At 68.3% G+C, this 12,860-nt stretch carries 13 protein-coding genes; 5 read left to right on the top strand and 8 right to left on the bottom strand.

Annotation, left to right across the window (positions count from 1 at the left end):
- The first annotated feature begins 583 nt into the window (after positions 1-583).
- A complete protein-coding gene (locus AC1D2K_RS17225) occupies positions 584-2,884 on the top strand; it encodes an NADP-dependent malic enzyme (protein WP_478090053.1) in 2,301 nt (766 codons plus the stop codon).
- 63 nt (positions 2,885-2,947) lie between these two features.
- Here the strand turns inward: AC1D2K_RS17225 and AC1D2K_RS17220 are convergent, their stop codons facing one another.
- From AC1D2K_RS17220 to AC1D2K_RS17185, 8 genes are read right to left on the bottom strand one after another with little or no spacing between them, the layout of a single operon-like run.
- Positions 2,948-4,390, bottom strand: coding sequence for an FAD-dependent oxidoreductase (locus AC1D2K_RS17220; protein ID WP_478090052.1), 1,443 nt, complete (start codon positions 4,388-4,390; stop codon positions 2,948-2,950).
- Positions 4,383-4,673, bottom strand: coding sequence for a (2Fe-2S)-binding protein (locus tag AC1D2K_RS17215; protein ID WP_478090051.1), 291 nt, complete (start codon positions 4,671-4,673; stop codon positions 4,383-4,385). The genes AC1D2K_RS17220 and AC1D2K_RS17215 overlap by 8 nt, the downstream gene beginning before the upstream one ends.
- On the bottom strand, positions 4,666-5,871 hold the full coding sequence (locus tag AC1D2K_RS17210) for an NAD(P)/FAD-dependent oxidoreductase (RefSeq protein ID WP_478090050.1): 1,206 nt from the start codon (positions 5,869-5,871) through the stop codon (positions 4,666-4,668). Before AC1D2K_RS17210 ends, AC1D2K_RS17215 begins: the two co-directional genes overlap by 8 nt.
- The gene (locus AC1D2K_RS17205; RefSeq protein WP_478090049.1) at positions 5,868-6,806 is read right to left on the bottom strand and encodes a dihydrodipicolinate synthase family protein; all 939 of its coding nucleotides are present in this window, start codon (positions 6,804-6,806) and stop codon (positions 5,868-5,870) included. Before AC1D2K_RS17205 ends, AC1D2K_RS17210 begins: the two co-directional genes overlap by 4 nt.
- A gap of 13 nt (positions 6,807-6,819) precedes the next feature.
- Positions 6,820-7,224 carry a RidA family protein gene (locus tag AC1D2K_RS17200; RefSeq protein ID WP_478090048.1) on the bottom strand — a complete coding sequence of 135 codons (405 nt, stop codon included), beginning with the start codon at positions 7,222-7,224 and terminating at the stop codon, positions 6,820-6,822.
- Positions 7,225-7,262: 38 nt separating this feature from the next.
- Positions 7,263-7,760 carry a VOC family protein gene (locus AC1D2K_RS17195; RefSeq protein WP_478090047.1) on the bottom strand — a complete coding sequence of 166 codons (498 nt, stop codon included), beginning with the start codon at positions 7,758-7,760 and terminating at the stop codon, positions 7,263-7,265.
- A 23-nt stretch (positions 7,761-7,783) separates the two neighbouring features.
- The gene (locus tag AC1D2K_RS17190) at positions 7,784-9,271 is read right to left on the bottom strand and encodes a sodium:solute symporter family protein (protein WP_478090046.1); all 1,488 of its coding nucleotides are present in this window, start codon (positions 9,269-9,271) and stop codon (positions 7,784-7,786) included.
- Positions 9,268-9,552: a DUF3311 domain-containing protein gene (locus AC1D2K_RS17185; RefSeq protein WP_478090045.1), complete on the bottom strand. Its 285-nt coding sequence runs from the start codon at positions 9,550-9,552 to the stop codon at positions 9,268-9,270. Before AC1D2K_RS17185 ends, AC1D2K_RS17190 begins: the two co-directional genes overlap by 4 nt.
- 229 nt (positions 9,553-9,781) lie before the next feature.
- Between AC1D2K_RS17185 and AC1D2K_RS17180 the strand changes: the two genes are divergently transcribed.
- The 4 genes from AC1D2K_RS17180 to AC1D2K_RS17165 all read left to right on the top strand — a co-directional run.
- Complete coding sequence (locus AC1D2K_RS17180; protein ID WP_478090044.1) at positions 9,782-10,324, top strand: helix-turn-helix domain-containing protein; 543 nt, start codon at positions 9,782-9,784, stop codon at positions 10,322-10,324.
- A gap of 101 nt (positions 10,325-10,425) precedes the next feature.
- Positions 10,426-11,454: an ABC transporter substrate-binding protein gene (locus tag AC1D2K_RS17175; protein WP_478090043.1), complete on the top strand. Its 1,029-nt coding sequence runs from the start codon at positions 10,426-10,428 to the stop codon at positions 11,452-11,454.
- Positions 11,451-12,305, top strand: a complete 855-nt coding sequence (locus AC1D2K_RS17170; RefSeq protein WP_478090042.1) for an ABC transporter ATP-binding protein — start codon at positions 11,451-11,453, stop codon at positions 12,303-12,305. The genes AC1D2K_RS17175 and AC1D2K_RS17170 overlap by 4 nt, the downstream gene beginning before the upstream one ends.
- Before the next feature lie 7 nt (positions 12,306-12,312).
- The coding region (locus AC1D2K_RS17165) for an ABC transporter permease (protein ID WP_478090041.1) at positions 12,313-12,860 on the top strand (548 nt) is incomplete at its 3' end.

The raw sequence follows: 12,860 nt of genomic DNA, 5'->3' as shown, positions 1-12,860 counted from the left end.
GCCCCGGGCCGGCCGACGTCACCGGCCGCTTCGCGGCTGCCCTGCGCTGCTCGCGGTACGCGGGGTCTCGCTCAAACTCGCTCCGCTGCGCTCCACTCAAACAGTCGCGAGCCCTGATCCGCGCACCGCTGCGCTGCTCGGCGGTGCCTCAACGGCCGGCCCGGGGCCTACCGCCCACCGCCGTGGATACGTCGGGGGTGCGCTCCTCGCCTCCACGGTTCGCCTGGGCGCAGGCTCTCGACGCTAGAGGCGCGCCCGTCCGTGGGTCACCCCCGAAGCCCGGCATGCGGTGCGGGACGGGCGATCCCCTCTGCGCCGCTGAGGAGCGCAGCTTCAGGCGGAAAAAGGGCCGCGCGTGTTTGAGCGCAGCGAGTTTGCGCGGACCCCGCCTGAAGCGAGCACCGCAAGGCAGCCCGAAGGGCCGGCGCAGTGGGGTCGTCCGGCCCGCACCGCGTGCCGGGCGCCCTCGCCAGCGCACAACCACCCTTGCCCACCCACGGCCACTCTTTCCAAAGCTCAGGCCCCTCCCAGAGCGCACTTTGGGGTAGCCTCTACCCTGAGCCAAGACAGCAAGGAGACAACGATGGCAAACACCCTTTCCCCCGCAGAAGAAGCATTGCGCGATGCCGCACGCGAGTACCACCGCTCGCCCGTCAAGGGCAAGATCTCGATCTCGCCGACCAAGCCGCTGCTGAACCAGCGCGACCTGTCGCTGGCCTACTCGCCGGGCGTGGCCTATCCCTGCCTCGACATCCAGGCCGACCCCTCGCTGGCGGCCGAGTACACCTCGCGCGGCAACCTGGTCGGCGTGGTCACCAACGGCACCGCCGTGCTGGGCCTGGGCAACATCGGCCCGCTGGCCAGCAAACCGGTGATGGAAGGCAAGGGCTGCCTGTTCAAGAAGTTCGCCGGCATCGACGTCTTCGACATCGAGCTGGCCGAGAACGACCCCGACAAGCTGGTCGAGATCATCGCGGCGCTCGAACCCACGCTGGGCGGCATCAACCTCGAGGACATCAAGGCACCCGAGTGCTTCTACATCGAGAAGAAGCTGCGCGAGCGCATGAACATCCCGGTGTTCCACGACGACCAGCACGGCACGGCCATCATCTCGGCCGCGGCGCTGATCAACGGGCTCGAACTGGTCGGCAAGAAGATCGAGGACGTGAAGATCGCGGTCTCGGGCGCCGGCGCCGCGGCGATCGCCTGCCTCGACGTGATGGTCGGCCTGGGCGTCAAGCCCGCCAACATCTACGCGGTCGACTCCAAGGGCCTGATCTACATCGGCCGTCCGGGCGGCTTCGACGATTCCAAGACCCGCTACGCGCAGAAGGACACGGGCGCCCGCACCCTGGCCGACGTCATGAAGGACGCCGACGTGTTCCTCGGCTGCTCGGCGCCGGGCGTGGTCTCGCAGGACATGGTCAAGAGCATGGGCAGCCAGCCGATCATCCTGGCGCTGGCCAACCCCGAGCCCGAGATCCGGCCCGAACTCGCCAAGGCCGTGCGCCCCGACTGCATCATCGCGACCGGCCGCTCGGACTATCCGAACCAGGTCAACAACGTGCTGTGCTTCCCCTACATCTTCCGCGGCGCGCTCGATTGCGGCGCAAGCAAGATCACGGAGGAGATGAAGCTGGCCTGCGTGCGCGAGATCGCCGACCTCACCAAGGCCGACATCAGCGAGGAAGTCGCCACCGCCTACGCCGGCCAGGAACTGGCCTTCGGCCCCGACTACATCATCCCGAAGCCCTTCGACTCGCGGCTCATCTTGCGCATCGCGCCCGCGGTCGCCAAGGCGGCGCAGGCCTCGGGCGTGGCCGCGCGGCCGATCGAGGACCTCGACGCCTACCGCCAGCACCTGACGCGCTTCGTCTACCAGACCGGCATGTTCATGCGCCCGGTGTTCAGCGCCGCCAAGCTGGCCACCGCCAAGCGCGTGGCCTACGCCGAGGGCGAGGACGACCGCGTGCTGCGCGCCGCCCAGCTGGCGGTCGACGAGGGCCTGGCCAAGCCGATCCTGATCGGTCGCCCAGCCGTGATCGAGGCCCGCATCAAGAAGGCCGGCCTGCACATCAGCCTCGGCAAGGATGTCGAGTGCSTCGACCCCGAGGACGATCCGCGCTTCCGCACCTACTGGGAGGCTTACCACCAGATCATGGGTCGGCGCGGCATCACGCCCGAGGCCTCGAAGGCCATGGTGCGGCGCTCCAACACCACCATCGCCTCGCTGATGCTGCACCTGGGCGACGCCGACGCGATGCTGTGCGGCCTGGTCGGCCGCTTCGACAGCCACCTCAAGATCCTGAACCAGGTGCTGGGCCTCAAGCGCGGCGCGCCGGGCTTCGCGACGCTGAACGCGCTGACGCTCGAGAAGTACACGCTGTTCATCGCCGACACCAACGTGCACGAAGACCCGAGCGCCGAGACGCTGGCCAACATCGCGGTGATGGCGGCCGACGAGGTGCGGCGCTTCGGGCTGCCGCCCAAGGTGGCTTTCCTGTCGCACTCCAACTTCGGCTCGTCCGAGCGCGGCTCGGCGCGCAAGATGCGCATGGCGCGCGACCTGTTCGCCAAGATGGCGCCCGACATCGAATGCGACGGCGAGATGCACGGCGACGCCGCGCTGTCGGAGGACGTGCGCCTCAAGGCGCTGCCCGAGACCTCGCTCACCGGCGAGGCCAACCTGCTGATCTGCCCCAACCTCGACGCCGCCAACATCCTGTTCAACGTGCTGAAGATGACCGGCGGCAACGGCGTGACGGTGGGCCCGATCCTGATGGGTGCGCAGGGCTCGGCCCACATCCTGACGGCGTCTTCGACGGTGCGCCGCGTGGTCAACATGACCGCGCTGGCCGTGGCCGACGCCAACTCGCCGCGCTAGGCCGCCGGTCCGCCCCCTGCCTGTTCCGCCAGGGCCAGGGCATGCAGGGGGCAGCCGTCGCGCTCATGTCTTGAGATGGGCCAGCGCGATCACCGAGACCGGCTTGATTGGCGCCTGCGCCGAGAAGACGCCCAGCTGCGCGACCTCGGTCTGGCGGGTCTGCGCCAGCAGATGGGCCACGGTGTGCTGGCAGTAGCGCCCCTGGCAATACCCCATGCCGGTGCGGCAGGCCAGCTTCACGCTGTTCACGTCGCTCACGTGCGGGTTCTCGGCAAGGAAGTCGCGCACGGTGCCGGCCGAGACTTCCTCGCAGCGGCAGACCAGCGTGTCGTCGGTGGCCAGTCGCGCCAGCGCATCGAGYCGCGGCTCGAAGAAGCGCAGCACCACCTCGGTGAAGCGGCGCGCCCGGGCGATGGCGCGGGTCGTGGCACGCAGAGCCTTCTCGAGCGGCTCCGAGGGCGCCTCAGCGCGGATGGCGACAACGATGTTCAGCGCCGCCAACCGCCCTTCGAGAAAAGCCAGCTCGGCACCGTTGACGCCGGCCGGCTCGCCGGCGACATAGATCGAATCCACGCTGGTTCGCATGGCTTCGTCGTGCTCGACGATCCAGCCGCCTTCGGCCGGACGCCACCGGACCGCGCAACCGGCCTGGCGCGCCAGCTCGCTCGAAGCGAGCAAGCCGTAGCCGACGACCAGGGTATCGGCCTCGAGCACGCGCTCGGTGCCGGGGCGTGCCTGCCACTCGGCGTCGGCATCGCACAGGGTCACCCGCTGCACGGCCTCCTCGCCCTCGGCGCGCAGCACCAGGGTGCCGAAGCGGACCGGGACGCCATGTCGCTGCAGGTTGCGCAGTGCGGCCGCGGTCTGGGCCAGCAGGCGGACATGGCCCGGGACGGCCGGCCAGCCGGCCAACAGTTCGCTCGCGGCAGGCTTGGGGCGTGCGATGGCGACCTCGAGCACCTCGCCGCCGGCCTGCACCAGCAGATCGGCCACCAGCAGCAGCAGCGGATGCGAACCCGCGAGCACGAAGCGCTTGCCGGCGCGCAGGAACTGGCTCTTGGCCAGCGTCTGGATGCCGCCTGCCGACATCACGCCGGGCAGGATCCAGCCCGGAAAGGCCACCGGCAGGTCGTAGGCCCCGGTGGCGATCAGCAGCGAGCGGCCTTCGAGCACTTCGGTCTCGTCGGCCTGCGAGATCGCCAGGCGCACGTGGACGCCGTCGGGCGTGCGGAACACGCCCCAAGCCGTCGCCCCGAGCCGCCATTCGATCGCCGTCGAACGGCGCGCGCGTGCGATCAGCGGCTCGCCGAAGGCATAGCTCTTGAACGCGCTCGAAGGCGGCGCGCCGAAGCTCTGCGGCGGCTGGCGGAAGATCTGCCCGCCGAGGTCATGCTGTTCGTCGACGACCACCACGTGCAGGCCATGCTCGGCCGCCGTCAGCGCGGCCGACAGACCGGCCGGGCCGGCGCCAACGACGACGAGGTCGAATGGGGATGCCTCAGTCATGGCGCGGCACCTCGACATGCATGTGCTCGGCCACGCGCGTCATGCAGCTGCGCACGGCCGGGCGGCCGTCGATGGTCACCAGGCAATCGAAGCACACGCCCATGTTGCAGACCGGCGCGCGCGCGGCGCCGCTGGCAGTGCGGCGGAAGACGACGATGCCCGCCGCCAGCAGGGCCGTCGCGACCGTCTCTCCCGGATGGCACGAAGTCGCGACGCCGTTGACATGGATGAGGATCGGGGCGGGCCGGCTCACGCCGGCATCGATGCGGATGCGATCAGGCAAGGGTCAGGCTCCCGAAACGTTGAGGGTCGTAGGCGCGGACGTCGAAGGTCTCGGGCCGGCCGAGGATCTTGTCGGCGAGGATGCGCGCGTAGGTCGGGCCCAGCGTGAAGGCCGAGCCGCCCGTGGCGATGAACAGGCCTGCGGCCTTGGGCACTTCGCCGATCAAGGGCAACTGGTCGGCCACCAGGGCCGTGGTGCCGGTCCACACGCGCAGCACCGGAAGATGAGCGACGGCGGGCACGACCGCAGCCGCCGCGGCCATGTTGCCGGCCAGCGAGGGCAGCAGCAGCTCGGGCCGGCGATCGAGGTCGACCATGCCGCCGGATTGCCTCAGGGCGGCCGGCCAGCCGCCGCCGATCAGGACATTGCCTTCGGGCGTTTGCTTCATCGACAGCCGCCGCCCGGCATGCTGGACCAGGTGCTTGATCAAGGGCGCGGTGCGCGCGGTGGCCGTCATGGTCAAGCCCACGGGACTGACCGGCAGCACGACGCCCGCCATCTGCGCCAGCCGGCCCGACCATGCGCCGGCGGCGATGACCACGTGCTCGGCCTGGCAGACGCCGCCGTCGTCGAAGCTCACGTGCCATCCGCGCCCATTGCGGCGCATCGATTGCACGCCGGTCCGCGAATGCACGTGGGCACCCAGGCGCATCGCGGCGCGGGCGTAGGCCAGCGCGCAGMGCCGCGGATCGGCCTTGCCCTCGGCGGCGCAGAAGGCCGCCGCGATGACGTTCTCGCCCAGATAGGGTGCGCGGGCCTGCAATGCGGCGCGGTCCAGCAGCTCGGTCGATAGGCCTGCAGCCTGTTCCAGCGCGATCTTGCGGCCCAGCCGCTCGACCTGCTCCGCTGTTTCGGCGACCATGAAGCCGCCATGCTGCACCACGCCGAGCTCGGCGCCGAGCTCGGACTCGAGCCGGCTCCAGGCGCGCTGCGCATCGAGGTGCAGCGGAATGGCCTCGGCCGCCTTGCGCGCGGCCGCCTCGCCGTTTTCGATCATCCGGTACTCGAGCTGGAAATGCAGGCTGCCGGCGTTCTGGCCCGAGGCCTGGGCGTTGAGCTGCTTCCTCTCGACCAGCAGCACCTCGGTACCCGCCGCCGCCAGCAGGTAGCCGACGGCGCAGCCCAGCAGGCCGCCACCCACCACCAGCGTGGCGATGCGCGCGGGCCGGTCCTTCACGCTGGACTCCGCGGCGTTCACGTGTCGGCGAGCGCGACGGTGGCGAGGCCCAGCCCTTCGAGCGTGGCGCGCACCTGCTCGACTTCGACGGCCGTCAGTTYGAGCAGCGGTCGCCGCACATAGCCCGCGGGCACGCCGCGCAGCCGCAGCGCGGTCTTGAGGATGGCCTGTGCGCTGCCGAAGTTGCCCGCGAAGTCCTTGTTGAACCAGGCCTTCATGATCACGCGGTCGCGCTCGCCCAGCGCGACCGCACCGGCCTTGTCGCCGGCCGCGACGCGGCGCCAGAAATCGGAATGGTCCGCGCCCAGCACGCCGCCCGCGCCCATCAGTCCATCGCTGACGCCAAGCGCCGCCAGGTCCGCGCCGAGGGCCGAGGTCGGCATGTTGAAGTAGCGCACCTTGTCCCGCAGCGCATAGGCGCCCTGCAGGAACGCCGCGAAGTTGGGCGTCGAGTTCTTGATCGCCACCACATGGTCGATCTCGGCCAGCTCGTCGAGCAGTTCGACATCCATGTCGACCACGCAGCCGCGCGGCCAGTTGTAGATGCAGATCGGGATGTCGGTGGCATCGGACACGTCGGTGTAGAACTGCACCAGCTCGCGCCGGCCCGGCACGACGTAGGGCGGCGGCGTCAGCAGGATGCCGTCGAGCCCGGCGCGCTCGGCGGCGCGCGCGTGGCGGATGGCCTCGGCCGCGGTGTAGGCGTTGCAGCCGCCGAGCACCGTGATTCGCTTGTCGATCGTGCGGCTGGCTTCCTGGAACAGCTGGGCCCGCTCGGCCTCGCTGAGGCTGAACCATTCCCCCGAGGTACCCGCGAGCACCACGCCATGCATGCGCTGCTGCACATGCCACTCGAGCTGGGCGCCCAGGGCGGCCCAGTCCATGTCGCCGTTGCGTGCGAAGGGGGTCGTGATGGCAGGGATGTAGCCTGCCCATTCGACATCGTTGCGGTTCATTCGTTCTTTCTCCTCAGTTCAATGCGGCATCGGCTTCGATTTCGATCAGGAACTCGGGCAGGGCCAGCGCCTGCACGCCGATGAAGGTGTTGGCCGCGGGCAAGGCATCGCCGTAGAAGGCGGAGATCTCGGCGCAGATCGGCCCCAGCTTGTCGGGCGTGTGATTGACCACGTAGGTGCGCAGCCGCACCACGTCGGCGGTCGTCGCACCGGCTGCGGCCAGCACCTTCTTGAGATTGGCAAGGACCTGGCGCGTTTGCGCGATGACGTCGCCGCCACCGATCAGATTGCAGTCGCGGTCCCAGGCGACCTGGCCCGCCAGATGAAGCGTGCGTCCGCCGTTCCGCAGGACCGCGTGAGAGAAGCCGAACCGGACGGTCTGGTACATGGACTCGGGGTTGATCACTTTTCGTGTCATGGTGGATGCTCCGATGAGGTAATAGAAAAGATGGGGGGTCAGAACGGCCGACCGTGCACGACCAGTTCGAGGACGTTTTGCCAGGGGTCGCGGAAGTACTGGTACTGCGAGCCCGCGGTCGGCCCTTCGGAAAAGGCGATGCGTTCGAAGACGGTGCAACCGTTGTCGCGCAGCCACCGGGCCGCGGCGTCCATGTCGTCAACCTCGAGACCGAGGTGATGCGCGCCGATGTGGTTGCCGCGCAGCGGCCGGACCGTGCTGCTCGGCGGATTCTTGTAGACGAACAGTTCGAGCCGAATGCCCCCGGGCAGGCCGAGCAGACACAGTTCGAGCTGTGCACCGGTGACGCCGATGTGCGCCTCCATCCAGTCCCGGCCGTCGGCCTCGCGCGGCATCTCGGCGGCGTCGAACGGACCCAGGCCGTAGAGGATCTGCGCCCCGAAGACGTGCTGATAGAAGGCGATGACCGGATCCAGTTCCGCGACCGTCCAGGAGACATGGTCGATGCGGCGGATGCCCAGTGGATTGGCGTACATGGCGTGGACTCCTCATGAAGGATTCAGGACCGCACCAGTTGGTGCGCATGCAGCCGCACGCCCAGCGCCACGCCGGCCGCGTTCGGCTGCGGCGTCACCAGGCTCACGCAGATGACGGTGGCGGCATTGATCGCCATGGCGATCAGGCCCACCTCCCAGCCCGGGAAGAGCGCGCTCCACCAGGCTTGCGCGAAGGGCGCGAGCAGGGCGACGAAGCCCACGACGAGGCCGGCCGCCACGCCGAGGGCCGAGGTTCTCTTCCACAGGAAGGCCAGGAACACGCCCGGGCCGAGCATGCCGATGGCGGAGTAGGCCTTCAGCAGGATCGACACCAGCGAGCCCTTCTGATCCATCGACAGCCACACCGCCAGCGCGGCGAAGGCCACCAGCGCGGCGCGCGAGATCAGCAGGGCCCGGGATTCGCTCAGGGCCGGGTACACCGGCGTCACCACGTTGCGCGTGAAGATCGTGCCGGCCGTCAGCAGCAGCACCGAGCCCGGCACCAGGGCCAGCAGCACGCCGGTGCCCGCCAGCAGGCCGACCACCCAGTCGGGGTACTGGGTGGACACGAACTGCAGCAAGGCCGCGTTCATGTTGTTGCCCGGGGGCAAGGTGCCCGCGACCAGCGCGGCCAGGCCCAGCAGGATGATGAAGAAGTAGGCCAGCGAGTAGATCGGCTGCCAGATCGCGTTGCGCCGGATCGCGGTCGGGCTGTGGGCCGAATACGAGATCTGGAACAGGTGCGGGAACACCCAGTTGCCCAGCGCGACATTCAGCGCCGCGGTGATCAGCCACACATTGGTGGTCGGCGCGCCGGGGTCGGCGCCGGGCAGCTTGCCGATGCCGGGGCGGATGGCCTCGGCCATGTCGAAGATGTCGAACATCGAGCTGGCGCCGACCTTGTGGGCCACCGAGGCGGCCAGCACCGCCATCAGCACGATCATCATCACGTCCTTGACCCCGGCCGCGAACGCCGCCGAACGCAGGCCGGCCGCGAGCACGAAGGCCACCATCAAGCCGCCGGCCACGATCAGCGACAGCGTGGGCGACAAGGCCTGGTTGAAGGTGAGCGAGACGATCAGGCTCAGGCTGACCAGCTGGATCTGCACGTAGATGACCAGGCTCGCGATGCCGATCAGGCCGGTGACCACGCCGAGCCAGGGCGCGTCATAGCGGTAGGCGAAGAAGTCCGCCTGCGTCAACAAGCCCGCGCTGCGACCGGCGCGCCAGATCTTGGGCATCAGCAGGTAGCCGATCGCGAAGGACAGCGAGACCGAGCAGAACGCCAGGTAGGCCGGCGCCCCGAGCGCCCAGGCGTAGCCCGCGATGCCGAAGACCGCGAAGGTGGTGTAGATCTCGCCGGCGTTCATGAACCAGAACAGCAGGGTGCCCATGCTGCGGCCACCGACGGCCCAGTCGGCCACCGTCTTGCCGCGCGCGGCGGCACGGCCGAAGCCGATGGCGCCCACCACTGTCGCGAGCAGCAACAGGGCCGCAACGGTGTATTTCATGACGAGGCCTTGCGGATCACGGTGGCGGCGAGGAAGGCGGCTTCCTCCTCTTCGAGGCCGGCGCGGCGGTCGAGATGGAAGACCAGCGCGAACACCAGGCTCGCGAAGACCACGCCGGCCATCTGCCAGACCATCGGGAAGGGCATGCCGAAGGGCCGCAGCGCCACCTCGTTCACGAGCGGAATGCAGGCGACCTGCCAGATGAAGGGCAGCGCGAGGAGCGCCAGGTGGGGCCGCTTGGGCGCAGAGCCGATGCCGGCCCGCCAGGTTGGAGTGGTCATGCTTACCTCGCGAAAGGAATGGGGAGTCGAGCTGAAGACTGGATATTGTGCACTTTCACTGCACACTTTGAAGAGTATGTTTTCGATCAATGCAAGTCAATACGCCTTCTACTAGAGGTAAACCCTTGTCCTGACCACCGAAATTCTCGCCATCGAATGTGCAGTTTTACTACACGATCGATGGATCACTTATGCTGTGCGCCATGGCTTCCACACGGCTTGAATCAAAGTGCTCGGCAAACGATTGAATGAATTGCGGGTCGCCCGCGGCCTCTCGCTGAGGGCTTTGGCGAAAGATGCCGGCGTGTCGCCGACCCTGCTGAGCCAGATCGAACGCGAAGTGACCGAGCCCAGCCTCCACACGCTGCGCGCGCTGAGCACGGTGTTCGGCGAATCCATGGCGGCGCTCTTCCTGGACCCCGAGGCCCCTTCGATCTGGCTCAGCCGCCCCGGCGAGCGCACGCAGATCATCGGACCCAAGGGCGCGGTCAGCTATGAACGCCTGACCCGCGGCAACGGTCCGATGGAAGTGCTGCGCGCCGTGTTCGTTCCGGGCCAGTTTTCGGTGGCCGACACGGACGCGGTCAGCCACCCCTCGGTCGAGTGCATCTACGTGATTCGCGGGACCATGACCGTCGAGATCGCCGGCGTGGCGCATCAGGTCCAGGCCGGCGAGGCCATCACCTTCGAAGCGATCCACGCCCATCGCTACGTCAATCATGGCGATGTCGACGCCGAGATCATCCTGTCGGTGACGCCGCCGATTCCCTGACCCAGCCCCGCTTGGGTTCATCTGAAGGGTTCGCACCAAGTGCGTGCCGGCACCGTTTTTGCTTGAATCCCGTGCATCCCTCCCCATCACGGAATTCCTGAATGAACAAGCGCCACCTGCTCCAGACCTTCCTCGCCGCCTCCGCCCTCAGCTTCGGGCTGGGCACTGCGCATGCGCAGACGACGCCGATCAAGTTCCAGCTGGACTGGCGCTTCGAGGGACCCGGGGCCTTCTTCACGCACCCGGCCGCCAAGGGCTACTTCAAGGCCAGCGGCCTCGACGTCACGGTCGATGCCGGCAACGGTTCGGGCGGCGCGGTCACGCGCGTGGCCTCGGGCGCCTACGACATGGGCTTCGCCGACCTCGCGGCGCTGATGGAGTTCCACGCCAACAACCCCGACAGCCCGAACAAGCCGGTCGCGGTGATGATGGTCTACAACAACACGCCGGCCTCGGTCATGGCGCTCAAGAAGAGCGGCATCACCAAGCCCGCCGACCTCGCGGGCAAGAAGCTCGGCGCGCCGGTGTTCGACGCCGGCCGCCGCGCCTTCCCGATCTTCGCCAAGGCCAACAACATCGGCGCGGTGAGCTGGACCGCGATGGACCCGACCCTGCGCGAGACCATGCTGCTGCGCGGCGACATCGACGCCATCACGGGCTTCACTTTCACCTCGCTGCTGAACCTGGAGTCGCGCGGCGCCAAGGCGGCCGACATCGTCGTCCTGCCCTACCCCGACTACGGCGTGAAGCTGTACGGCAACGCGATCATCGCCTCGCCCAAGCTGATCAAGGAGAACCCGGCGGCGGTCAAGGCCTTCCTCATGGCCTTCACCAAGGGCGCCAAGGAAGTGATCGCCAGCCCCGCGGTCGCGATCGAGTCGATCAAGGCGCGCGACGGCATCGTCAACAGCGAGCTCGAAACGCGCCGCCTCAAGCTTGCGATCGACACCGTGGTCAACACGCCCGACGCGCGCGCCGAAGGCTTCGGCCAGGTCAACGCGGGCCGGCTGTCGTTGATGGCCTCGCAGGTGTCGGACGCCTTCGCGACCAAGACCCGCGTCAACCCCGATGCCGTGTGGAACGGTTCGATGCTGCCGCCGGCGGCCGAACTCAACATTCTGCGCAAGTGACGGCGGGAACGGAGAGCGGGCCCTTCGTCGACTTCCAGGACGTCTGGCTTGCCTACAACGAAGAACTGCTGCGCGCCAACCACTTCGCGGTCGAGGCCATCGACCTGAAGGTCAAGCGCGGCGAATTCATCGCCATCGTCGGCCCCTCGGGCTGCGGCAAGTCGACCTTCATGAAGCTCACGACGGGCCTTCGGATGCCCTCGATGGGCAAGATCCGCATCGACGACCAGCCGGTCACCGGGCCGCTGAAGATCTCGGGCATGGCCTTTCAGGCGCCCTCGCTGCTGCCCTGGCGCACCACGGTCGACAACGTGCTGCTGCCGCTGGAGATCGTCGAGCCCTACCGCTCGACCTTCAAGGCCAGGCGCCGCGAGTACGTGGAACGCGCCCGCAGCCTGCTGCAGAAGGTCGGCCTCGGCGGCTACGAGGACAAGTTCCCCTGGCAGCTCTCGGGCGGCATGCAGCAGCGCGCGAGCATCTGCCGCGCGCTGATCCACGAGCCCAAGATGCTGCTGCTCGACGAGCCCTTCGGCGCCCTCGACGCCTTCACCCGCGAGGAGCTCTGGTGCATCCTGCGCGACCTCTGGACCGAGCAGCGGTTCAACGTGATCCTGGTCACGCACGACCTGCGCGAGTCGGTGTTCCTGGCCGACACCGTGTACGTGATGAGCAAGAGCCCGGGCCGTTTCGTCGTCAAGCGCGAGATCGACCTGCCGCGCCCGCGCGAGCTGGAGTTGACCTACACCAAGGAATTCACCGACATCGTGCTCGAGCTGCGCGGCCACATCGGCGCGATCCGGAGCCACGCGATCGCCGATGCCGCCAAGGCACCGGCCATGATCGCGCAGTGATCCATCCATGAAAAACAACAAGCAAATCGAACGCTGGTCGCCCTGGCTGCTGCTGGTCGCGGTCATCGTGCTGTGGCAGATCATCTGCTCGGGCTTCGGCGTCTCGGAGTTCATCTTTCCGAGCCCTTGGCGCATCTGGACCCAGTTCTGGGAGTTCAAGGAAATCATCGCGGGCCACGCCTGGCGCACCTTCTGGGTCACGATGGCCGGCTTCGGCCTGGCGATCGTGGTGGGCGTGCTGCTGGGCTTCGTGATCGGCAGCTCGCGGCTCGCCTATGCGGCGATGTACCCGCTGATGACCGCCTTCAACGCGCTGCCCAAGGCGGCCTTCGTGCCGATCCTGGTGGTCTGGTTCGGCATCGGCGCCGGTCCGGCGATCCTCACGGCCTTCCTGATCAGCTTCTTCCCGATCATGGTCAACATCGCGACCGGCCTGGCGACGCTGGAGCCCGAGCTGGAAGACGTGCTGCGCGTGCTCGGCGCCAAGCGCTGGGACGTGCTGATGAAGATCGGCTTCCCGCGCTCGATGCCGTACTTCTTCGCCTCGCTCAAGGT

This window comes from Variovorax sp. P1_H12_2 (genome assembly GCF_056405335.1).
Note: the sequence above shows the minus strand (reverse complement) of the source record. Positions and strands in the feature narration are given on the sequence as shown.